At 58.9% G+C, this 21,045-nt stretch carries 20 protein-coding genes and 1 other RNA gene; 8 read left to right on the forward strand and 13 right to left on the reverse strand.

Annotated features, from left to right (window positions below):
* Positions 1–11 precede the first annotated feature (11 nt).
* Positions 12–980, reverse strand: coding sequence for a DUF932 domain-containing protein (locus KI242_RS04255; protein ID WP_212805942.1), 969 nt, complete (start codon positions 978–980; stop codon positions 12–14).
* 94 nt (positions 981–1,074) lie between these two features.
* A complete protein-coding gene (locus KI242_RS31645; protein WP_244868165.1) occupies positions 1,075–1,404 on the reverse strand; it encodes a hypothetical protein in 330 nt (109 codons plus the stop codon).
* 231 nt (positions 1,405–1,635) lie between these two features.
* Here KI242_RS31645 and KI242_RS04260 point away from each other — a divergent pair, with 231 nt between their 5' ends.
* The gene (locus tag KI242_RS04260) at positions 1,636–2,271 is read left to right on the forward strand and encodes a hypothetical protein (RefSeq protein ID WP_078469763.1); all 636 of its coding nucleotides are present in this window, start codon (positions 1,636–1,638) and stop codon (positions 2,269–2,271) included.
* A complete protein-coding gene (locus KI242_RS04265) occupies positions 2,264–3,274 on the forward strand; it encodes a Kiwa anti-phage protein KwaB-like domain-containing protein (RefSeq protein ID WP_212805943.1) in 1,011 nt (336 codons plus the stop codon). The genes KI242_RS04260 and KI242_RS04265 overlap by 8 nt, the downstream gene beginning before the upstream one ends.
* Before the next feature lie 174 nt (positions 3,275–3,448).
* Here the strand turns inward: KI242_RS04265 and KI242_RS04270 are convergent, their stop codons facing one another.
* From KI242_RS04270 to KI242_RS04305, 8 genes are all read right to left on the reverse strand, one after another.
* Positions 3,449–4,705, reverse strand: a complete 1,257-nt coding sequence (locus KI242_RS04270) for an integrase domain-containing protein (RefSeq protein WP_212805944.1) — start codon at positions 4,703–4,705, stop codon at positions 3,449–3,451.
* Between the two features lie 184 nt (positions 4,706–4,889).
* Positions 4,890–5,282: a transfer-messenger RNA gene (ssrA, locus tag KI242_RS04275) on the reverse strand.
* Positions 5,283–5,370: 88 nt separating this feature from the next.
* Positions 5,371–5,658: a hypothetical protein gene (locus tag KI242_RS04280; RefSeq protein ID WP_015634102.1), complete on the reverse strand. Its 288-nt coding sequence runs from the start codon at positions 5,656–5,658 to the stop codon at positions 5,371–5,373.
* Between the two features lie 212 nt (positions 5,659–5,870).
* Positions 5,871–8,681: an FAD-binding and (Fe-S)-binding domain-containing protein gene (locus tag KI242_RS04285; RefSeq protein ID WP_212805945.1), complete on the reverse strand. Its 2,811-nt coding sequence runs from the start codon at positions 8,679–8,681 to the stop codon at positions 5,871–5,873.
* Complete coding sequence (locus KI242_RS04290) at positions 8,678–9,349, reverse strand: lactate utilization protein (RefSeq protein WP_212805946.1); 672 nt, start codon at positions 9,347–9,349, stop codon at positions 8,678–8,680. The genes KI242_RS04285 and KI242_RS04290 overlap by 4 nt, the downstream gene beginning before the upstream one ends.
* A complete protein-coding gene (locus tag KI242_RS04295; protein WP_102878319.1) occupies positions 9,349–10,803 on the reverse strand; it encodes a LutB/LldF family L-lactate oxidation iron-sulfur protein in 1,455 nt (484 codons plus the stop codon). The genes KI242_RS04290 and KI242_RS04295 overlap by 1 nt, the downstream gene beginning before the upstream one ends.
* A complete protein-coding gene (locus KI242_RS04300; RefSeq protein WP_015634106.1) occupies positions 10,800–11,624 on the reverse strand; it encodes a (Fe-S)-binding protein in 825 nt (274 codons plus the stop codon). The genes KI242_RS04295 and KI242_RS04300 overlap by 4 nt, the downstream gene beginning before the upstream one ends.
* Positions 11,625–11,766: 142 nt before the next feature.
* A complete protein-coding gene (locus KI242_RS04305; RefSeq protein WP_019095641.1) occupies positions 11,767–13,461 on the reverse strand; it encodes a lactate permease LctP family transporter in 1,695 nt (564 codons plus the stop codon).
* Positions 13,462–13,721: 260 nt separating this feature from the next.
* On the opposite strand from KI242_RS04305, the gene KI242_RS04310 reads away from it, so the two are divergent.
* Positions 13,722–14,489: an FCD domain-containing protein gene (locus KI242_RS04310; protein ID WP_015634108.1), complete on the forward strand. Its 768-nt coding sequence runs from the start codon at positions 13,722–13,724 to the stop codon at positions 14,487–14,489.
* Between the two features lie 81 nt (positions 14,490–14,570).
* Here KI242_RS04310 and smpB read toward each other — a convergent pair whose 3' ends face one another.
* Positions 14,571–15,053, reverse strand: coding sequence for an SsrA-binding protein SmpB (gene smpB, locus KI242_RS04315; RefSeq protein WP_011059180.1), 483 nt, complete (start codon positions 15,051–15,053; stop codon positions 14,571–14,573).
* Between the two features lie 117 nt (positions 15,054–15,170).
* On the opposite strand from smpB, the gene KI242_RS04320 reads away from it, so the two are divergent.
* From KI242_RS04320 to KI242_RS04330, 3 genes are read left to right on the forward strand one after another with little or no spacing between them, the layout of a single operon-like run.
* A complete protein-coding gene (locus tag KI242_RS04320) occupies positions 15,171–16,574 on the forward strand; it encodes a sodium-dependent transporter (RefSeq protein ID WP_210671269.1) in 1,404 nt (467 codons plus the stop codon).
* A 7-nt stretch (positions 16,575–16,581) separates the two neighbouring features.
* On the forward strand, positions 16,582–17,016 hold the full coding sequence (locus KI242_RS04325; RefSeq protein WP_011059182.1) for a type II toxin-antitoxin system RatA family toxin: 435 nt from the start codon (positions 16,582–16,584) through the stop codon (positions 17,014–17,016).
* Entirely contained in the window at positions 17,009–17,323 is a 315-nt protein-coding gene (locus KI242_RS04330; RefSeq protein ID WP_123430065.1) for an RnfH family protein, read from the forward strand. Before KI242_RS04325 ends, KI242_RS04330 begins: the two co-directional genes overlap by 8 nt.
* Positions 17,324–17,383: 60 nt before the next feature.
* On the opposite strand, the gene KI242_RS04335 is transcribed toward KI242_RS04330, so the two are convergent.
* Positions 17,384–17,911, reverse strand: coding sequence for an outer membrane protein assembly factor BamE (locus KI242_RS04335; RefSeq protein ID WP_011059184.1), 528 nt, complete (start codon positions 17,909–17,911; stop codon positions 17,384–17,386).
* Between the two features lie 98 nt (positions 17,912–18,009).
* Between KI242_RS04335 and fur the strand changes: the two genes are divergently transcribed.
* Positions 18,010–18,414, forward strand: a complete 405-nt coding sequence (gene fur / locus KI242_RS04340) for a ferric iron uptake transcriptional regulator (protein ID WP_011059185.1) — start codon at positions 18,010–18,012, stop codon at positions 18,412–18,414.
* A gap of 94 nt (positions 18,415–18,508) precedes the next feature.
* On the opposite strand, the gene recN is transcribed toward fur, so the two are convergent.
* The gene (gene recN / locus KI242_RS04345) at positions 18,509–20,182 is read right to left on the reverse strand and encodes a DNA repair protein RecN (protein WP_053149013.1); all 1,674 of its coding nucleotides are present in this window, start codon (positions 20,180–20,182) and stop codon (positions 18,509–18,511) included.
* A gap of 250 nt (positions 20,183–20,432) precedes the next feature.
* On the opposite strand from recN, the gene grpE reads away from it, so the two are divergent.
* On the forward strand, positions 20,433–20,999 hold the full coding sequence (grpE, locus tag KI242_RS04350) for a nucleotide exchange factor GrpE (protein WP_011059187.1): 567 nt from the start codon (positions 20,433–20,435) through the stop codon (positions 20,997–20,999).
* The last annotated feature ends 46 nt before the right edge of the window (positions 21,000–21,045 follow it).

Consider the following 21,045-nt stretch of genomic DNA (forward strand, 5'->3'; position numbering starts at 1 on the left):
GAAGTAACCGGTTAGGCGGCAAGCTGCAGGGCGGTGTCTAGAGCACGTTGCTTGATCTGTGCCCCTTGGCCGAACCAGGCCGAGTCCATGCGGTACTCGTTGCTACGGGCGCGACGTTCATGGTCGACGTACTCGGTTACGGCGTTGAGCAGGCCCCAGGCGGTACCGCGAGCCGAGTCCAGCTGACTGCCCCGACCACGGCCTTCATACAGCTCTTGCACCTTTCGCAGGGCGCGTTCGTTGGGCAGTACCTCCGGCAGTGCGCCGGTTGGACTGGTCTCACACAACACTGTCATGAAGAACCCCAGCGCCTCATGCCACTGAACCTTGCGCTCAGACAAGGTCCGCATGCGGTACATAAACTCATCCCACTGCGAGACGGCGATGCCGAGCTGTTTCTTTACTGCTTTCTGATCGAAGCGGGTGTTGTGCGGCACCTTGATCGCGCGGCTGGTGCCGTCCAGGGCGATGGTCAGAGTGTTGTTGCACACCACTCGCACGGTGGTAGGTGTTGCTGTGGTGGCCAGGGTGCCGTCGCAAGATGTGGCCAGCAGCAGGTAGCCGTTGACCTGGTCGTTACCCTTGAGCGTTGCGCCTTGCCCGGTACGCGCCAGCGCCCAGAACTTGCGACCGCCCTTGAGCACACCGGCCGTTTCCAATTCATAGCCGGAGACCTCGGTGAGATCCCGATAGAACTCCAGCACCTCGCGCGGCTGCACGGTGTGATAGCGTTGCGAGACTACCGACAGTGGTGCCTTGGTATCTGATCGGTAGAGCACCTTCTGCTCAGGGAAGGAGTGGATGGTGCCCAGGTGGCCGACAGCATCCGATTTGAAATGCACGGGGCTTTCCTCGATTTTCCAGTTCATGCCGGCTTCGCGTTGCCAAACTTCGATGGGTTGTTTTTGAGTGAGCTGGTTACCCAGGCCATGCCAGGGAGAAGCGCCAGCGTAGGCCATAGTTTCGACGAGATGAGCCATGGTTGAGGTTCCTTTGGGTGCAAGTCGGCATAAGCGCCGCGCACTGCGCAGCACCGTCCCGACGATATGGATAGAAAGAAATGGTACGGCCAGGTCAGGTCGGCAGGTTGAAGCGGTGACCACAGAGCAGGCAGAGGTTGTGGGCCAGGACGTGGCGGTCGAGCGACTCGCCTAACTGAGCGCCGAGCGCGCAGCCGCCCACGCCACCAGCCAGGCCGCCTAGGATGGCGCCCGACACTGATCCGAGGGTGACGCCGACAGGTCCGGCGATAGCGCCGATGAGCGCACCAGCCTGACCACCTGCTATAGCTGCGCTGACGCCACGGGCTGCACCGCCTACGGTGCCGATAGCGGCCCCGATTTTCATGGCGTGGTGGAAGGAAGCGACTTTGGGGGAATGACAGCGAGGGCACTGCAATGACATGGGGCAAACCTCTCTGGTGGTTATGTCATTGCGATTATGTAGGGCTGAGTTTTTTTCGAATTGAATCCAACTCGGAATCTTGATCTGGTTGAAGGAATTTTAGAGGTAATTTTCCGTTTGCGACGTTTTGGCACCACTCAACGAATCAGGCTGAGCGTCCGGATAGGATTCTGATTGGAGGGTAGTCACCTATCAGCTAAGATCTTGTGTTAAGGCACAGGGAATAGTCCAATGCAGAGCAGTAGGGACAGAAGGCACGGATTGACGCGGCTGGGAAGGCTTACCCTTTTCCTGGTGTCTTACATTCCGTTGTTTTTGATAATTATTTTTCAGCAATTCTATAAAAACAGCGACTATATAAGCTTTGGCGGTTTCAACAGCGATGCCTGGATGAATTTCGCAAAGAAATTCGGTGTGGCTACCACGCTTATAATTATCTCGGTTCTGGCTGTTATTTTCTTGATGGTTTTACTCAAAAATCTCGGAGAGAGAGCTGAGGAAAGCGGCGAAATTTCCAAGGTGGTTGACGTAGAAAATAAAAACTCAGAATCAATCGCTTATCTATTTACTTACATTATCCCTTTCGTATTTCAAGATCCCGCTGACCCTGCCCAGTTAATACCAATAGTCACTTTGATGTGTGTTACGTATACAATTTACGTCAATTCATCAATGATACTTATAAACCCAACTTTGAGTTTTTGGTATTCCCTCTATCACGTAGAGGTCGAAAGCCTAGCGGGAGTAAAGAGGAAAATAATAATTCTTACCAAAGAAAAGTTTATGGAAGAAGGTGATTTGCTCAAGATGAAGCGAATTGCCCACAGATTGTATTTTGGTATAGATTTGGGGAGGAAGGATGAGTAGCGAAGCGTTGAGCACCGTTAAAGGTTTACTAGAGCAGCCAAATCTTTCGTTCGAGGTTTTCTTTATACAAAGAAAAGCCAAGACTGAAAATAAGAAAAAAGGATTTAGCTATGCTCTTAGTAGGATAGATGCCTCGAAGGAAATCAATGGTTTTTTTCTTAAGTCTGCAAAGGCGCAAGTTGATAAATATGTAGAGTCTTCGGCAGTGGCTCAGAAATATGCTGTCATCTCCGATGACATGCCAAAAACGCTGTTCAAGTATGATGAGGCTGGAAAGTTAAAGGTTTCAGATCATACCTGGAAGAAAATTCTCAACGGCACGGAAATAAAGTCCGCCGTTTCTTTAAATGAGTTAAAAAAGAATATTTGGTGCTACTGCGTTAAGATTGTAAGTACGACTGATGGTGGAAAGGCAAAAGCCTTATTTTTCAAAAAATTAACAGCTACAAGTGTTGCTACAGACACACCGCAAGGCTTTGGGAAGAAAGTTAAGGCTCACTTCGACTCCGCAGACCCTAAGTTGGTGGAGGTTAAGGCTGAGCATATTACTTTTGAAGATAGATTTGATTGCGTATTGCAAGACAATTCGTTTCTGATTTTCTCTAAAGCTGCGTTCGAAAAAATTGCCGAGTTAGAAGATGAGTTTGTTGAGCTATCAAACGAAACATTAGAGATAATAAATAATCATTCTGTGGTCGAAGGTTTAGAAATTGTTCGCGCGGAAGTCACATCAAAACCTTCTATGATGCGAGCCCTAGCGAATATCGCTAAAAATAACAATCATGCTCAAATCGGTGCTGCTGAAATTGAAAATATGAAGCAGATGCTTCTTCAGTATGAAGGGCGAGAACTGAAGTCAACTTCAGATGGAAGAGTCCTAATTGAAGACAAGAATGATGTTGAGGATTTTTTGAAGTTGCTCAATGACTATTACAAACAAGGTATGGTTACAGGTAAGACGTATGGATCAAATTCTGGAAGCTTGTTGGTTAAAAGGAATTGATTTTAGGCTCTTGCTTATTCAAACTGTGTTGTGATTTATGTGTTGATGGTCGCTGTGGCTTTAGAGCTATCTATTGAGCTGTTTTCGAACCACTCCAGATATGTAGCATCTGGAGTGGTTAGTTAACGGATATATGATATCTGAGGGGGCGCTATTTCGGTAGAGCTTTATCACTCAACGAATCGAGACGATCTTCCTGTCCCGGTTGTCCTGAATGGCCGACATCGAAAGATTGCCGGTAGCTGCTTCTTGGATGTGCTCGCTCCACCACTTCATCATTGGGCGTCTGCGCTCAATGTAGTCCGCTCGATTATATGCGCTACGTACCTCGTCTTTATCGACGTGTGCAAGCGCTACTTCAATCAACTCAGGATCCCAGGCATTTTCGTTCAGGATGGTACTGGCCATAGAGCGCATCCCATGGCTTACCAGCCGTCCTTCGAATCCCATGCGTTTCAGTGCCATGTTGGCGGTTTGGCTGTTGCAGTGGGTTCGAGGATTTCGGTCTGCAGGGAACACGTACTCGCGGTGTCCGCTATAGGGCTTGATTGCTTCAAGCAGGGCAAGGGCCTGGTCTGTGAGCGGCACTATGTGGATCCGGCGTTTCTTCATGCGCTCAGCTGGAATCGTCCAGACCCTCTTTTCTATGTCGATGTCAGCCCAGCGGGCGGTAGCAGCCTCTGCGGGGCGAGTCATGGTATGGAGCTGCCATTCGATTAGGCAGCGGGTAGTCCTTTTTATGCTGGCATTGGCGATTGCCAACATCAAGTCTTTCAGCTCATCGGGTGGGAGTGCCGCCATGTTCTTCTTTTTGGGCTTTTTGAAGACGGAACGGATTCCGCTGAGCGGGTTTGAGTGAATCAGTCCTGAATTGACCCCGTAGGTCATGACTTCGTTGAGACGCTGTGTTAGGCGCTTAACGGTTTCGAGGCTGCCTTTGGTTTCCAAGGGTCTGAGCATACCGATGACCTTAGGGGCATTGATGGCTGAGATTGGTGTGCTGCCCAGGTCCGGGAAGACGTGCAGCGTGAGAGAGCGCCAAATGTCTTCAGCATAGGCAGCGGTGACTGAATCCTTTTTGAGCTCAAACCACGCCGTCGTCACGTTTTCGAGAGTGTGTTCTGTGGCTGCTTTTTTCGCATGCCGCTCCGCATCGCGCTGCTCTTTCGGGTCCAGCCCCTGAGCGACGATCTCCCTTGCTTCAACGGTTCGCTTGCGTGCTTGAGCCAGACTCACCTCGGGGAACGTGCCTAGTCCCATGTTTATCCGTTTTTTGGTTACGGGATGGATATAGTTGAAATTCCATAATTTTGAGCCATTGATTCGTACTCGCATTTGAAGGCCGTTGCCATCAGTCAGCGTATAGTCCTTTTCCTTAGGTTTGGCGGCTTTGACTTTCAGGTCTGAAAGGCGCGTGGCTTGGGCACCCATGGTGTATTCCAATGCTGTTTGTGTATTCCAAAAATTACCAGTTAGGAGCTTGGAATACCACTTGGAATACACGTTTGCATGGACGTCGGTGGACGCTGATGGATCTTGATGGTGCCGAAACCCCCGTATTTACTGGGTTTCAGGCACAAAAAAAGACGTCCGTGGACGTCTTTAGATGTTGAGGTGGTGGAGCCGGGGGATTTGAACCCCCGTCCGCCAGTACTCCGCTGTCGGTACTACATGCTTAGCCGTGTCTATTGAGTTAACCCTCAGCGACCCGACGGGCAGGGTGCTTTGGGCGAGTTGTGTAAGTTTTAGCCGCTTCGTCCACAACGTACTGCACGGCGATTCTGTTCTATATGACAATCATTTTGGGTTTACAGACATCCCCTGATGATTGCTGGACCCGAAGGTACCAGGGGGGAAGGGCTAAGGCTGCTTACGCAGCGAGAGCGTAATCCCCGTAGGTTTCGTCATTGGCAACTATAGGAAGTTGCAACAGTGGATTTACGAGTTCTGTTACCAACTCGGCATGCACCTAAAGTTTCGCAACCGGCGTCGAATCCTAAACGGCCCCGAACCTGTTGTGCATTACCAACAGGTGGGCGGAGTTTACGCTAACCGAGGCCAGAAGGCCAACCCGAAGGTTGGCCCAATGCATCGGCCTACTGATCGCCCTTGGTGTTGTTCTGCAATTGCTGGATCGCCTGGGTGGTCAGGGAGATGCAGTTCTTGGTGCCTTCCTCGGTGCCTTTGGCGTGTTCGGCGGTGGCTTGCTGGACCTTGGCGTCGATGTCGCTGCTCAGGTCCGAGCTCATGGCCTCGGTGCTGACCTTGGCATCCTTGATTTTTTGCAGGTTGATCTGGCACAGGTCCTCTTGCCCGGCGGCAAACACCGGGGAGGCCAGCATCGCGGCGGTAATGAACAGTCCAGCCAGTGCGGAACGCTTCATGGTTATCTCCTTGATCGCAGGGGCTCGGTGTTGCCGGTCAACAGGGCCGGCTGCCGAGTGGGCTAAGCCCTTTTTTGCGGGCCTAGAAAATGGACTCTAGCCGCGCGCCGGGGTTCTGTTTTTTTTTTGCGATGAAATGGAAAAGCCATGAGCGTTTTCCGCCAGGCACAAAAAAGGGGCGAAAACGCCCCTTGGTTGCCCGGTTCGATGGCTCAGACCGCCTTGGCCCGAGTCACCCGATCCACCAGGTAGACCAGCCCGTGATAGTCGATCCCGCCATGCTGGCTGAGGCCGATTTCACAGGTGCGGCTGGTGGAAATGCCTTCGCTGCAATACTGCACCGCGTCCTTGAGGCTGCGCAGGGAGTGGGCGTTGAGTTCCGGGGTGGTGAAACCCTTGTCGCCGGCGAAACCACAGCAATGGATGCCTTCGGGGATCACCACGTTGTTGCTGCAACGCCGGGCCAGTTCGATCAGCGCCTGGCTCTCGCCCAGGTGCTGGGTGCTGCAGGTGACGTGCACCGCGATGGGCGCTTCTTGCGGCGTGAACTCCAGGCGCTCCAGCAGGTGGGTGCGGATGAAGCGTACCGGGTCGTAGAGGTCCAGGCGCACGTCTCCCAGGTCCTGCACCAGGCGCAGGGTGCAAGGGCTGGTGTCGCAGTAGATCGGGTCGAGGCCGCCCCGGCTGGCGTGGAGCAGGGCGCCGATCAGTTCCTGGCGTTTGTCCTCGGCCTGGGTGGCGTAGCCCTTGGAGGCGAACGGCTGGCCGCAGCACAGGTTGTCCAGGTTGTCCGGCAGCACTACTTGATAACCGGCCTTCTCCAGCAGGCCGCGGGTTTTCTCGTAGAGAGAGCTTTGCTCCTTGTCGCCCGCCGCTGGCCCCATGACCCGGGACACACAGGCTGCCAGGTACACCACCCGCGGACGCGCGTCGCTGACGCTCGGGCTGAAGCGAATGGCCTTTTCCGGCTGAGGCATGGCGCTGCTCCACTGCGGCACCTGGCCTTTGGACAGGCGCGTCAGGCTCGCCGACAGCTTGCTCAGGCGCGGCGCGCCCAAGAGCATGCGCGCACCGTTGGCCACGTGCAGGGTGAAGCGGGCGCCCTGCAAGGTGGTGGCGAAGTGCGAGCCGAGCCAGTCGGCGGTGCCGTTATGGGTGGCGTGTTCACTGCGCAGTTTCTTCACCAGCTCGCCGGTGTTGATGCCCACCGGGCAGCGCTGGGCGCACAGGCCGGTGGCGGCGCAGGTGTCGATGCCCTGGTACTGATAGGCCGCTTCCAGTTCCGTGGTGTCGATGCCGGCCCGTTTACGCGCCTGGATATCACGCCAGATGACGATGCGCTGGCGCGGGCTCAGGGTCAGCCCCTTGGACGGGCACACCGGCTCGCAGAAGCCGCACTCGATGCACTTATCCACAATCTCGTCGGCCGCCGGCAGTGGCTTGAGGTGCTTGAGGTGGATCTGCGGGTCTTCGCTGAGCACCACGTCCGGGTTGAGGATGTTGTTGGGGTCCAGCAGGCGCTTGAGCTGCCACATCAGATGGTAGGCATCGCTGCCCCATTCCAGCTCGACGAAGGGTGCCATGTTGCGCCCGGTGCCGTGCTCGGCCTTCAGCGAACCGCCGAATTCCACCGCCACCAGTTGCGCCACGTCGTCCATGAACGCCTGGTAGCGGTTCACTTCCTCGCTGCTGTTGAAGCCCTGGGTGAAGACGAAGTGCAGGTTGCCCTCCAGGGCGTGGCCGAACAGGATCGCTTCGTCGTAGTGGTGCTTGTCGAACAGCTCGATCAGGCGATTGACGCCGATGGCCAGCTGTTCCACGGGGAAGGTCACGTCTTCGATGATCACTGTGGTGCCGGTCTTGCGCACCGCGCCTACCGCCGGGAAGGTGTCCTTGCGGATCGCCCAGAGCTTGGCGTTTTCCTGCGGGTCTTCAGTGAAGTCCACCTGCTTTTCCACCGGGAAGGCGGCCAGGGAATTCATGATCTGCGCCAGTTGCTCATGCAGCAGTGATGAGGACGCGGCGCGGGACTCGATCAGCAGCGCGCAGGCGTTGGCCGAGAGTTGCTGGACGAAGGCCGGCATGCCGGGCTTGTCCTGCACCGAGCGCAGGCTGCGGCGGTCCAGCAGTTCCACCGCCGACACCGGCTGGCTCTTGAGCACGGTCACCGCGTTGCAGCAGGTTTCCACATCGGGAAAGACGATCAGCGCCGACGCCTTGTTCGGGTGGTCGATCACCGTGTCGTAGGTCACCGCGCTGATAAAGCCCAGGGTGCCCTCGGAGCCCACCAGCAGGTGGCTGAGGATCTCCAGCGGCTCGTCGAAATCCACCAGGGCATTGAGGGACAGGCCGGTGGTGTTTTTCAGCCGGTATTTGTGGCGGATTTTCGCGGCCAGTTCACTGTTGGCACGGGTGCTGCGGCCCAGTTCGGCCAGGCGCTCCAGCAACGGACCATGGCTGGCGCGGAAGGCGGCGATGCTGACCTCATCCTCGGTATCCAGACGCGTGCCATCGGCCAGTACCAGGCGAATGCCGGCCAGGGTGTGATAGGTGTTCTGCGCGGTGCCGCAGCACATGCCGCTGGCGTTGTTGGCGACGATGCCACCGATCTTGCAGGCGTTGATCGAGGCCGGATCGGGGCCGATCTTGCGCCCGAAAGGTGCCAGCCAGGCATTGGCCTGGGCGCCAATCACACCAGGCTGCAGACGAATCTGCGTACCCTGGTGGCGAATCTCCTTGCCGTTCCAGTTATCCCCCAGAACGATCAGCACCGAGTCGCTGATGGCCTGCCCGGAAAGGCTGGTGCCCGCCGCGCGGAAGGTCACCGGCACCCGGTCGCGCTGGGCCAGCTGGAGCAGGGTCACCACTTCATCTTCGGATTCGACGCGGATCACCAGCTTGGGGATCAGTCGGTAGAAGCTGGCGTCGGTGCCGAAGGCCAGGGTCGAGAGCGGGTCGTCGAAGCGCCGCTCCGGGGGGATCAGTTGCTGGGCGTCACGCAGAAAAGCGGTCGGTAGGCTCATTGGTCCTCCAGGATCAGCACCACCAGGTCTTTCGGGCCGTGGGCGCCGTAAGCCAGGACTTGCTCGATATCAGCGGTCTTCGACGGGCCGGATACCAGCAGCGCGTTGGTCGGCATGCCGGCGGCCCAGTTCATCTGTTGCTGCACCTGATAGAAGTTGTCGCGGATCTCGCTGGCCTTGAGCAGGGCGAAATGCACCGGCGGCACCAGGCTCATCAGCCGCGGCTCTTCCCGGGTCGGCCAGAGGATCAGGCTGCCGGTGGCGGCGATGGCGCCCAGGGTGGTAGTGAGGCTGGCCGGGGTGTCGTTGAACAGCTCGGCTTTCCATTCTTCCACCGGGCGGTCGTAGGCCTTGAGCGCCGGCAGTTGCGGCTGCTCGGCCCAGTACTGGGTGACCCGCTGGCCGTGGGGCGTGCTCGGGGCGATCAGCAGGCTGGGCAACTGGCGTTCCTGTAGCAGGCGGGCCAGCAGTTCAGGCCAACCGGCGCCGGTGCTCAGGTGGATTTCGGTGTGCACCGCTTCCATCTGTTTGCGCAGCTGCGGGATGCGTTGTTCCGCGCTGTAGCTGTAAGGCTCGGTGACCAGCGCCTCGTCGAAGTTATCCACAATCGGCGTGGTGCCGGTCAGGCTGTTGCGCAGCTTGGCGAGGATGTTGTGTTTCGCGCTCATCAGCGGTCTCCCTGCTTGTCCAGGTGCTCACGGGCCAGGTCATGCAGCGACCGGGCGGCGGGTTTTGGCGCGCTGTGGTTCTGCGTCCAGGGGCCGACCTTGCTCGGGGTGAGGGCGCGCAGGCGGGTGGCGGCCAGGGTGAACAGGCGATACAGGGTCGGCGAGCTGTTGAGACGGGCCCAGGCGTTCCAGATGAAACGTTCCTTGCGCGAGTACTTGCTGCCCTGGCCGCGCATCACTTGATGGGGGCTGTCGGGGGCCTTGACGTTTTCTTCCCGCAGTCGGCGCAGCAGCGCCGGGATCGGGATCTTCACCGGGCAGACTTCGCCACAGGCGCCGCACAGCGACGAGGCGCTGGGGTGGTCCGGGACCTTGGCCAGACCCACCATATGCGGGGTGATGATCTTGCCGATCGGCCCCGGGTAGACCTCGCCATAAGTGTGGCCGCCGACCCGGGTGTAGACCGGGCAGTGGTTCATGCAGGCGCCGCAGCGGATGCAGTTCAGGGTCTGGCGCAGTTCGCTATCGGCAAAGGCCTGGCTGCGGCCGTTGTCCAGCAGCACCAAGTGCACTTCCTGGGGGCCGTCGAGCTCATGCTCTTTGCGCGGGCCGGAGATCATGTTGACGTATGTAGTGATGGGCTGGCCCAGGGCCGAGCGGGTCAGCAGTGAAAGCAGCGGCACCACGTCCCGCAGGTTCTCGACGACTTTCTCGATCCCGGTGACGGCGATGTGCACTGGCGGCACGGTGGTGGACATGCGCCCGTTGCCTTCGTTTTCCACCAGCAGCAGGGTGCCGGTCTCGGCCACGGCGAAGTTGACGCCGGAGACGCCGATATCGGCTTCGAAGAATTTCTGCCGCAAGACCTTGCGACCGATCTGAATGAGTTGGTCAACGTCCTTGGTGTACTCCACGCCGAGTTTGTCGTGGAACAAGGACGCGACCTGACCGGCATTCTTGTGGATCGCCGGCATAATGATGTGTGAAGGCTTCTCGTGGTCGAGCTGGACGATGAACTCGCCCATGTCCGACTCAAGGCATTCAATGCCTTGTTCAGCGAGGACATGGTTCATTTCCATCTCTTCGCTGACCATCGATTTGCCCTTGATCACTTGCCGCGCCTCGTGAGCGCGGATGATCGAGAGGACGATGCCATTGGCCTCGTCCACCGTTTCCGCCCAGTGCACTGTCACACCGTTGCGGGTCAGGTTCTGTTCCAGGCGCTCGAGCAGGTCGGGCAGCTTGGATAACGCCCGGGCGCGAATCGCGTTGCCCAGGGCGCGTAGGTGTTCTCTTTCGTGGGCATCGCTGAACGAGGCCGCACGCTTGGCCATGAGTGAGTCCATGGCGCTGCGAAAGTTGTTTCGCAGTTGTTTGTCCCCCAGGGCTTCGTGGGCCCGGGTTCGGAAATCGTCCGCCACGTTGGTGGTCGGAATCAGCTCGGGGGTGCTCATTGTGCACCTCCAGTACGTTGCCAGAGGAAACTCGCCAGGTGTTGGCCGCGCAATGCCTCTTGTTGTTTCTCCAGCGCGCCGTTGATGTTCATCAAGCAGCCGCAGTCGGCACTCAGTACCTGATGCGCGCCGGATTCCTTCAGCGCCCGGGTCTTGTCCGCGACCATGGCGCCGGAGATGTCCGGCATTCGGACGCTGAAAGTCCCGCCAAAGCCACAGCATTCGCTTTCGTGGCTGTGTTCTACCCGTTCCACGTTGCTCAGCTGTGACAACAACTCACGGCCGTGCAGGTGGGTGTTCATTTCCCGGCGTGCCGAGCAGGAGGTGTGCAAGGCCACCTTGACCGGAGCGCCACTGTCCTTGAGCTGCACCTTGCACACGTGCAGGAGGAACTCGGCCAGTTCATAGGTGCGGGCGGCCAGGGCCTGCACTTGTTGCAACGTCTCGGGCTCGTCCTTGAACAAGTCCGCGTAATGCTCGCGCAGCATGCCTGCGCAGGAACCCGACGGCACCACCACCGGATAGTCGCCGGCAAACAGCGCCAGTTGCGAGCGGGCCACGGTGCGCGCCTGCTCGGTGTAACCCGAGGTGTAGGCCGGTTGTCCGCAGCAGCTTTGCCCTTGCGGGTACTCCACGCGAATGCCTTCGCGCTCCAGCAGGTGAATCGCGTCCATCCCGGCTTCGGGATAGAACAGGTCGACCACACAAGTGCCGAACAGGTAGACCCGCGACGGCTTCGCGCTGGGGTACTGCCGGGGTTCGGCCAGCGGCGGTGCGACACGGGTCGCATTGGGCACGGCGTTGTAGAAAAGCTCGCTCATCAGGCGTGTCTCCGGGTGGTCCCGGTTATTCGTCCGTCGCGGCGGCTGAAAGATAAACCAGCAAGCTTTCAGCAGCCTTGCAGACCGGGTGGTGAATGACTGACGCCGCGGGTGAGGGCGGCGTCGGTTCTTTCGGTGTCGCTTAGTGCACCAGCATGCCGGTGAACCAGTAGGCCTGGGCCAGGGTGATCAGGCCGACAATAGTGGCAAAGAACAGGCTGTGCTTGAGGGTGAAGCGGAACAAGTCGGATTCCTTGCCCACCAGGCCGGTGGCGGCGCAGGCCACGGCGATCGATTGCGGCGAGATCATCTTGCCGGTTACGCCGCCGCTGGTGTTGGCCGCGACCAGCAGAGTGTCATTGACCCCGATCTGGTGTGCGGTGGTGGCCTGCAGCGAGCTGAACAGGGCGTTGGACGAGGTATCGGAGCCGGTGAGGAACACCCCGAGCCAGCCCAGGAACGGCGAGAAGAACGGGAACGCCGCGCCGGTGGCAGCCAGGACCAGGGCCATGGTCGAGGACATGCCCGAGTAGTTGGTGACGAAGGCGAACGCCAGCACCATGCCGATGGACAGGATCGGCCAGCGCAGCTCGTAGAAGGTCTCTTTCAAAGTGGTCAGACCAGTTTTGAAGTCGATCTTCAGCACCAGCATGGAGATCAGCGCGGAGAAGAAGATCGCCGTGCCGGTGGCCGAGATCGGGTCGAGCTTGAATACCGCCGGGATGGCCGTTGGCGTGGTCACGATCGGCGCCATCTTGATCACCAGCTGATCCAGGTGCGGGATGGCGAAGTTGAACACCCAGCCGTACATCGAGCCGCCGGCAGCGAACATCGCCTTGAAGGGCTTGAGGGTCCAGATGGTCACCAGCACGGTGAGGATCAGGAACGGCGACCAGGCCTTGAAGATCTGGCCCAGGCTGTAGGGTGAGGCCTGGGTTTGGCGTGGCTGGCCGAAGCCACCGGCACTGGCGGTGATGGCCGCGCTGGAGGTGGCACCGGCAATCTGCGCGCCGGCGGTGCGCTTGGGCTGCCAGATTTTCAGGAACAGGGTCAGGGAGATCAGGCTGGCCAGGGCCGAGGTGATATCCGGCAGTTCCGGGCCGATGAAGTTCGAGGTGAAGTACTGGGTGACGGCGAAGCTCAGGCCTGCCACCAGAGCGGCCGGCCAGGTCTCTTTGACGCCACGCATGCCGTCCATCATGAACACCAGCCAGAACGGCACGAACAGCGACAGCAGCGGCAGTTGGCGGCCGGTCATGGCGCCGATCTTGAAGGCGTCGATGCCCGTCACCTGGCCGGCGACGATGATCGGAATCCCCAGGGCGCCGAAGGCCACGGGCGCGGTGTTGGCGATCAGGCACAGGCCGGCGGCGTACAGCGGGTTGAAGCCCAGGCCCACCAGCAGGGCGGCGGTGATCGCCACCGGCGCGCCAAAGCCGGCAGCCCCTTCAAGGAAGGCGCCGAAGCAGAAACCGATCAGCAGCACCTGCAGGCGCTGGTCGTCGGTGATCGACAGCACCGAGCTGCGGATGATTTCGAACTGGCCGCTCTTCACGGTCAGCTTGTAGAGGAAAACGGCGGCGACAATGATCCAGGCGATGGGCCACAGACCGTAGGCAAATCCATAGCCAGCGGCAGCGAGGGCCATGTCGGCGGGCATCTGGAAGGCGAAGATCGCCACCAGGATCGACAAGGCCAGGGTGATACTCCCGGCGACGTGTCCTTTGAGACGGAACACGGCCAGAGCCAGGAAGAAAAACACGATCGGGATAACGGCGGCGAGGGCGGACAGGCCGAGGCTGCCAAGCGGGCTATAGAGCTGTTGCCAGGTTTGCATAATGGGGTGGCCCCTAATTGTTGTTGGTCAGGCACTGCTAGCGTCTTGGTTAATTGGTAAGACCAATTTACAATCGCTGTTGGCTAGGGTAAAAGCCTTGTGCTCGGTGTGTCAATTTGCCGCCCTAAAACTTTTGTCGAATGCGCTATGGCGCGGGCATCTGATCGGTGCAAATGGCCGTGTTCTGACAGGTGTTGGCGCGCCATGAATAGGCCAGAATAGAGCCCCCGGCGAAGGGTCGGGAGGGGGGAGAGTGAGTTATGGGGTTTGATCAGATACGCCAGCGCCGTTTGTCCGACGATATCGTCGAGCGTCTGGAAGGGATGATTCTTGAAGGCACCTTGACGGCCGGCGAGCGGCTGCCGGCCGAGCGCGCCCTGGCCGAGCAGTTTGGTGTCTCCCGGCCCTCACTGCGCGAGGCGATCCAGAAGCTCACGGCCAAGGGGCTGCTGATCAGCCGCCAGGGTGGCGGCAACTACGTGGTGGAATCCCTGGGCTCGACCTTCAGCGATCCTCTGCTGCACCTGCTGGAAAACAACACCGATGCCCAGCGCGACCTGCTGGAGTTCCGGCATACGCTGGAAGCGTCCTGCGCCTATTACGCGGCGCTGCGGGCGACGGCAGTGGATCGTGAGCGACTGACTCAAGCCTTCGAGGAGTTGCAGGATTGTTATTCCCGTTCCGACGATGTCAGTCGTATCGAAGAAGGCGCGGCGGATGCCAAATTCCACTTGGCGATTGCCGAGGCCAGCCACAACGCCGTGCTGCTGCACACCATCCGCGGGCTGTTCGACCTGCTCAAACGCAACGTGGTGACCAACATCGGTGGCATGTACAAGCAGCGCACGGAAACCCGCGACATGCTGATCAGCCAGCACCGCGACCTGTACCAGGCAATTATCGAAGGGCGGGCCGAAGAGGCGCGGGAAATCTCCAGCCGGCACATTCTCTATGTGCAGGAAGTGCTCGAAGAAGTGCGTCAGGAAGTGCAGCGAGTGGCCCGGGCCGAACGGCGCAAGGGCATGTAATGCAAATCGCCGGCAAGCCGGCTCCTACCTGGGTGTTGTAGGAGCCGGCTTGCCGGCGAAAGCGACCTCAAGGCAGGAAGATCAGTCTTCCTTGCCCTTGGTCCGCACCGCACGCTGCAGTTCGCGATCGGAATCGCGCTCGCGTTCGGTATGACGCTTGTCGTATTCCTTCTTGCCCTTGCCCAGTGCGATCTCACACTTGACCAGGTGCTTGCTCCAGTAGAGCGAAAGGCATACGCAGGCATAACCCTTCTGTTGCACGGCGGCAAACAGCTTTTCCAGCTCGCGCTGGTTGAGCAGCAGCTTGCGCGAGCGCGTCGGGTCGGCAATGACGTGGGTGCTGGCGGTGGTCAATGGCGTGAAGTGGCTGCCGAGCAACCAGGCTTCACCATCCTTGAGCAGCACATAACTGTCCACCAGCTGTGCCTTGCCTGCACGCAGACTCTTTACTTCCCAGCCGGCCAGGACCATGCCAGCCTCGAACCGATGTTCGATGAAGTAATCGTGACGCGCCTTTTTATTTTGCGCGATGGTCCCTGTTGGGTGTTTCTTCTGTTTAGCCATAGGGGCGGCATTATAGGGAGTTGCGCGCGCGTCGGCTACGGTGACGCAGCGTGCTTGAGCAGGTTGATTGAATCCCGGACAATGCGCGCTCTTTTTTTTCGGTTGGGCGTGTTAACGATGTCGACAGACAGGGTCTCTGTCCACGGCGGCTGGGCAAGCCGCTGGGTCTTTATACTCGCTGCAACTGGTTCGGCCGTGGGCCTGGGGAGTATCTGGAAATTCCCCTACATGGTCGGCGTCTATGGTGGTGGTGCCTTTGTCCTGGTGTTTCTGGCGTGTATTGCGCTGATCGGGTTGCCGGTGATGCTGGCGGAAACCCTGATTGGCCGCCGCGCGCGGCAAAGCCCGGCGAATGCCCTGAAGGTGCTGGCCCTGGAGGCCGGGCATTCGGCCAAGTGGTCCTGGGGCGCCTTTGCCGGAATGATCACGGCGCTGCTGATCCTCTCCTTCTATAGCGTGGTGGGTGGTTGGTCCCTGGACTACATCATCGACATGGGGCGCGGCGATTTTCAGGGTGTCACGGCGGATCAGGTCGGCGCCTATTTTTCCGCGGTGACGGCCGACCCCTGGCGCCTGACCCTGTGGCACACGCTGTTCATGCTGTTGTCGGCGCTGGTGATTGCCAAGGGTGTGGTGGCCGGGCTTGAGCGCAGCCTGCGGGTCATGATGCCGCTGCTGTTCGTGATGTTGCTGGTGCTGCTGGGCTACAGCATGACCACCGGGCATTTCATGCAGGGCCTGCACTTCATGTTCGACTTCAGCCTGGAGCGTTTGCTGGACGGGCTGTTGCCAGCCATGGGGCACGCGTTCTTTTCCCTCAGCGTGGGAGTGGGCTCGATCATGATCTACGGCGCCTACATGCCCAAGCATTCGTCCCTGGCCGGCACCGTGGTCGGGGTAGCGCTGCTGGATACCTTCGTTTCGCTGGTGGCTGGGATGGCCCTGTTCCCCATTGTATTTGCCGCCGGGCTGAACCCCAGCGAAGGGCCGGGGCTGATGTTCATCAGCCTGCCGTTTGCCTTCGGGAATGTGGCGTTCGGCCAGCTTATGGGCGTAGTGTTCTTTATCCTGGTGGCGATCGCTGCCTGGAGTTCGGCCATTTCCTTGTTGGAGCCGATGGTGGCTTATCTCGTCGAGAGGACTAAAATCCGCCGCGGCTGGGTGACATTCTGGCTGGCGTTCAGTTGCTGGTTCGTGGGATTGGGAACGGTGTTCTCTTTCAACATCTGGCAACAGGCCAAATTTTTCGTGAACGAAGGCGGCGTTTTTCATCTCTACCAATGGGGCGCGGCCGGCGGTCTGGACCTCTTTGGTGTGATCGACTTTTTCACCTCGCGGATCATGTTGCCTCTTGGCGGTTTGTGCTTCGTGGTATTTGCAGGTTGGGTGATGGGCCGTGAGGCAGTTCGTGATGAGCTGTCGTTACGTAGCCCGCTGTTGTTCGCCCTGGCCTTGTTTTTGATGCGCTATGTGGCGCCCGTCGGCATTCTTGTGGTGTTTGCCGCCCAGTTGTGGAAATGAAGCTCACATGACGACCCATATTCAACGTTCGGCCCTTCTGCCCTATCCGGCGCAGTTCCTTTACGACCTGGTCAATGACGTGGCCCGGTACCCGGAGTTTCTGCCCTGGTGCTCGTCGGCCGAGGTGCTGGAAAGCAGTGAAGAGCGGATGCGCGCGAGCCTGGCGGTGGCCAAGGGCGGCATGAGCCAGCGCTTCGTTACCTGCAACAATCTGGTGCCGGGGCAGTCGATCGAGATGAATCTGGAGGAGGGGCCATTCAATCAGTTGCATGGCGTGTGGGTGTTCAAGCCGCTGGGCGAGAAGGCCTGCAAGATCAGCCTTGATCTGTCTTTCGATTATGCGGGGCCTTTGGTTCGAGCGACCTTGGGGCCGCTGTTCAACCAGGCGGCGAATACCCTGGTGGACGCTTTCTGCCAGCGGGCCAAGCAGTTGCATGGCTGAGCCGATGATTTCGATTGAGGTGGCCTACGCGGCTGTCGATCGCCAGGCGTTGATCAGTGTGCAGGTGCCCCAGGGGGCGACGCTGCGTGCAGCCTTGCAGGCTTCAGCCATCGGGCAGCAGTTTCCCGAACTGGATCTGGCAGCTTGTCCGGTGGGGATCTTCGGCAAGCAGGTCAGTGACCCTGAACAGCATGTGATTCAGGCGGGGGATCGGATCGAGGTCTATCGCCCATTGCTGGCCGATCCGAAAGAGGTTCGGCGTCTGCGGGCGGCGAAAGCGGCCGAGGCTCGCAAGCGCGAATCGTGATTGATGGTGACAGGCAATAAAAAGCCCGGGCATGCCCGGGCTTTTTTATTTCGCCACAAATTATTCCGGCGAAGTATCCAGTGGTTCAGGCGTAGGAACTGGCACGGTTTTCACGCCATCCACGTCCTTCTGGATCTGGTCGAGCAGCGAGCCAGGCTTGGCTGGTTTCTCGGCTTTTGGTTTCTCGACGTTCTCGGCAGGCGCTGTCACGGTGTTGGCGCTGTCCTTGCCCAGCAGGGCTTCGTCGCGGCTTACACCTGGCATGAAGTCACCGGCCAAGCTGACCAACTGGTCGTTGCCGTTGAAGATCAGGCTCACGCGTTCCTGTTGGCGTTCACCACCACCAGGCTGCAGGCTGTAGAGATAATCCCAGCGATCGGCATGGAACGTGTCGGTCAACAGAGGGTTGCCCATGATAAACCGTACTTGCCGTCGGGTCATTCCGGGGCGCAACTGGTCTATCATGTCCTGCGTGACGACATTGCCCTGCTGGATGTCGATTTTGTAAACCCCGGGGAATGAACAACCGGCGAGTGCGAGCAGTCCCACGAAGGTGAAACTGGTTAGCAAGAGCTTGGTGTTTTGCATCGGTGGGCGACTTCCACTATCTTGGCTGGGACAACGTAAACCCCGATCATACCCGCATTAAGAGAAGCTGCGAAGCAGCATCGGCGAGAAAGCTGACCATGGTTGAAAATAGCGAACTACGTAAAGCCGGCCTCAAAGTGACTCTGCCACGAGTCAAAATTCTACAAATGCTCGATTCCACCGAGCAGCGGCACATGAGCGCCGAGGATGTCTACAAGGCGCTGATGGAAGCTGGTGAGGATGTGGGTCTGGCCACGGTTTACCGTGTACTGACTCAATTCGAAGCAGCCGGACTGGTGGTACGCCATAATTTTGATGGCGGTCACGCTGTATTCGAGCTGGCGGATGGCGGTCACCACGACCATATGGTCAACGTGGAGTCTGGTGAAGTGATCGAATTCTTCGACGAAGAAATCGAAAAGCTTCAGAAGGCGATTGTCGAAAAGCACGGTTTCGAGTTGGTGGATCACAATCTTGTGCTGTACGTGCGCAAGAAGAAGTAAGCCCCTCACGCGGCGTTTATCGTCGTGAAACGATCGAAGGCGACCCTAGGGTCGCCTTCGTGTTTTGTGCCTATATAAAAGAAGCGCTGAAGGTTCAGGCCTTGGCGGTCACCACCATTTTCTTGGCGTGGGCCAGAGACTCCTTGGTCAGGTCGATGCCGCCGAGCATCCGCGCCACCTCCTCGACCCTCTCATTCTTGCCCAGCTTGGATACTGCGGTATGAGTGGCATCGCTGCCGCGCACCTTGTGCACGAACAGATGCTGATGCCCCTGGGCGGCGACTTGCGGCAGGTGTGTCACGGTCAATACCTGGCCGCGTTCGCCGAGGCGGCGCAGCAGCTGGCCGACGATCTCGGCTGTCGGGCCGCCAATCCCCACGTCGACTTCGTCGAATACCAATGTGGGAACCCGCGAGGTCTGCGCGGTGATGACCTGGATCGCCAGGCTGATACGTGACAGCTCACCGCCGGACGCGACTTTCGCCAGGGCCTTGAGGGGTTGCCCGGGGTTGGCACTGACCAGCAGTTCCACCTGCTCCAGGCCGTTGGGCAGCAGTTCATCGCTGCTGTTGGCGCGCAGTTCGATGGTGAAGCGCCCTCCGGGCATGCCCAGGCGCTGGATTTCCTGCTCCACTGCGCTGGCCAGGCTGGTCGCGGCCTGCTCGCGCAACTGGCTCAGTTCCTGGGCTTTCTCCTGATAATGACGAGCGAAGGATTGCAGCTCTTCGCCCAGCCGTTCGATGGATTCGTCATTGGCGTCCAGAGTCTCTATTTCATCCAGCAGGGTTTGCTGCATGGCGGCGAGTTCGAAGGGCTGGATGCGATGTTTGCGCGCCAGGGTATAGATGGCGTCGAGGCGTTCTTCGAGTTGTTGCAGGCGTGCTGGATCAGCGTCGAAGTGGTCAAGGAAGCGATTCAACTCGCCCACGGCTTCTTCGACCTGGATCTGCGCGCTGGCCAGCAGGTTGGTGGCCTCGCCCAGGGAGCCCGAGGAGTTGCCGATGCTCGACAGGCGGTTGAGGCTGACAGTCAGGGCGTTCAGGACATTGCCTGAATCACTTTCGCTGCATTGCTCCACCACCTGGCGGCAGATGCCCAGCAGGGTTTCGGCATTGGTCAGGTTCTTGTGCTCCTGCTCCAGCTGTTCGAGTTCATTTTCCCCGAGCCCGAGGTTTTCCAGTTCTTCGAGCTGGTAACTGAGCAGTTGATGGCGAGCGCGCTGCTCGTCGCCGGAGTTGGACAGGCGCTCCAGCTCCAGGCGGGTCTGGCGCCAGCGCTGCGCAGCCAGTTGCACCTGGCGCGCCAGGTCGGTTGCGCCGGCGTACTCGTCCAGCAGGCGCCTATGGGTATCGGTCTTGAGCAGCGACTGGTGTTCATGCTGGCTGTGGATATCGATCAGCAGTTCGCCCAGGGCTTTCAAGTCTCCGAGCGGGCAGGGCGTACCGTTGATATAGCCGCGGGAACGTCCTTCTGCCGTGATGACCCGACGCAGGATGCACGGGCCGTCAGTGTCCAGGTCACGCTCGGCCAGCCAGGCGTGGGCCTCGGGGATATCCGCCAGATCGAAGGTGGCGAGGATATCGGCCTTGTCGGCTCCGGGGCGTACCACGCCGCTGTCGGCACGATCACCCAGGGTCAGGCCGAGCGCGTCGAGCATGATCGACTTGCCGGCACCGGTCTCGCCGGTAATGACGCTCATCCCGCGATCGAGTTCCAGATCCAGGTGTTCGACGATGGCGTAATTGTGTACGGACAGGTGCACCAGCATTAAGGCCGCTCCCAAACTAGATGTCTGGTTATTTATACAGTGTTTTGTTTCGAGCTGACAATGCTTTCCCTTAGCTCGATTTGCTTGGTCGTTCTGGCTTTTTAGTGCGCTCGGTAATGTCCACATACAGGATTTATCGGGTCGGAACGACTTTTGCTGTGGCTGCGGACTTGAACCTTGAAAATGCGACCCCATATAGCTGGGCAGAAGAGTGAGCCCGGCTCACAGACGATATTGAAAGGAGAATTTCATGGCTGACGAACAGACGCTGGATACGCAAAATCTAGACGCCAATCAGGCTCCCGAGGCATCGGGTGATGACCTGGCGGCTCGTGTACAAGTGCTCGAAGAGCAACTGGCTGGCGCGCAGGATCAGGCTTTGCGTGTTGCTGCCGATCTGCAGAACGTCCGCCGCCGCGCTGAGCAGGACGTGGAGAAAGCTCACAAATTCGCGCTGGAGAAGTTTGCCGGCGACCTGCTGCCGGTGATCGACAGCCTGGAGCGTGGCCTGGAGCTGTCCAACCCGGACGACGAAAGCATCCGCCCGATGCGTGAAGGCATCGAGCTGACCTTGAAGATGTTCCACGACACCCTCAAGCGTTATCAGCTGGAAGCCATCGATCCACACGGCGAACCCTTCAACGCTGAACAGCATCAGGCCATGGCCATGCAGGAAAGCGCGGATGTCGAGCCGAACAGTGTTCTGAAAGTGTTCCAGAAGGGCTACCAGCTCAACGGTCGCCTGCTGCGCCCGGCCATGGTCGTGGTCAGCAAGGCCCCTGCACCGGTTTCGCCTTCGATTGACGAAAAGGCTTGAAAACGGCTGTAGAGCCCCCATTTATCAGTCAAGCGTTTAAGTGCTA

The sequence above is a fragment of the Pseudomonas sp. Eqa60 genome (assembly GCF_018326405.1).
GTDB classification, from domain to species: domain Bacteria; phylum Pseudomonadota; class Gammaproteobacteria; order Pseudomonadales; family Pseudomonadaceae; genus Aquipseudomonas; species Aquipseudomonas protegens.

What these genes read in the sequence shown, in the direction of transcription:
- KI242_RS04305 (WP_019095641.1), bottom strand. Translation starts at nt 13,461, where the DNA reads ATGCAAACCTGGCAACAGCTCTATAGCCCGCTTGGCAGCCTCGGCCTG.
- KI242_RS04270 (WP_212805944.1), bottom strand. Translation starts at nt 4,705, where the DNA reads ATGGGTGCCCAAGCCACGCGCCTTTCAGACCTGAAAGTCAAAGCCGCC.
- KI242_RS04335 (WP_011059184.1), bottom strand. Translation starts at nt 17,911, where the DNA reads ATGCAAAACACCAAGCTCTTGCTAACCAGTTTCACCTTCGTGGGACTG.
- smpB (WP_011059180.1), bottom strand. Translation starts at nt 15,053, where the DNA reads ATGGCTAAACAGAAGAAACACCCAACAGGGACCATCGCGCAAAATAAA.
- KI242_RS31645 (WP_244868165.1), bottom strand. Translation starts at nt 1,404, where the DNA reads ATGTCATTGCAGTGCCCTCGCTGTCATTCCCCCAAAGTCGCTTCCTTC.
- KI242_RS04260 (WP_078469763.1), top strand. Translation starts at nt 1,636, where the DNA reads ATGCAGAGCAGTAGGGACAGAAGGCACGGATTGACGCGGCTGGGAAGG.
- KI242_RS04285 (WP_212805945.1), bottom strand. Translation starts at nt 8,681, where the DNA reads ATGAGCCTACCGACCGCTTTTCTGCGTGACGCCCAGCAACTGATCCCC.
- KI242_RS04300 (WP_015634106.1), bottom strand. Translation starts at nt 11,624, where the DNA reads ATGAGCGAGCTTTTCTACAACGCCGTGCCCAATGCGACCCGTGTCGCA.
- grpE (WP_011059187.1), top strand. Translation starts at nt 20,433, where the DNA reads ATGGCTGACGAACAGACGCTGGATACGCAAAATCTAGACGCCAATCAG.
- KI242_RS04310 (WP_015634108.1), top strand. Translation starts at nt 13,722, where the DNA reads ATGGGGTTTGATCAGATACGCCAGCGCCGTTTGTCCGACGATATCGTC.
- KI242_RS04280 (WP_015634102.1), bottom strand. Translation starts at nt 5,658, where the DNA reads ATGAAGCGTTCCGCACTGGCTGGACTGTTCATTACCGCCGCGATGCTG.
- KI242_RS04255 (WP_212805942.1), bottom strand. Translation starts at nt 980, where the DNA reads ATGGCTCATCTCGTCGAAACTATGGCCTACGCTGGCGCTTCTCCCTGG.
- KI242_RS04295 (WP_102878319.1), bottom strand. Translation starts at nt 10,803, where the DNA reads ATGAGCACCCCCGAGCTGATTCCGACCACCAACGTGGCGGACGATTTC.
- KI242_RS04320 (WP_210671269.1), top strand. Translation starts at nt 15,171, where the DNA reads ATGTCGACAGACAGGGTCTCTGTCCACGGCGGCTGGGCAAGCCGCTGG.
- KI242_RS04265 (WP_212805943.1), top strand. Translation starts at nt 2,264, where the DNA reads ATGAGTAGCGAAGCGTTGAGCACCGTTAAAGGTTTACTAGAGCAGCCA.
- KI242_RS04325 (WP_011059182.1), top strand. Translation starts at nt 16,582, where the DNA reads ATGACGACCCATATTCAACGTTCGGCCCTTCTGCCCTATCCGGCGCAG.
- KI242_RS04330 (WP_123430065.1), top strand. Translation starts at nt 17,009, where the DNA reads ATGGCTGAGCCGATGATTTCGATTGAGGTGGCCTACGCGGCTGTCGAT.
- KI242_RS04290 (WP_212805946.1), bottom strand. Translation starts at nt 9,349, where the DNA reads ATGAGCGCGAAACACAACATCCTCGCCAAGCTGCGCAACAGCCTGACC.
- fur (WP_011059185.1), top strand. Translation starts at nt 18,010, where the DNA reads ATGGTTGAAAATAGCGAACTACGTAAAGCCGGCCTCAAAGTGACTCTG.
- recN (WP_053149013.1), bottom strand. Translation starts at nt 20,182, where the DNA reads ATGCTGGTGCACCTGTCCGTACACAATTACGCCATCGTCGAACACCTG.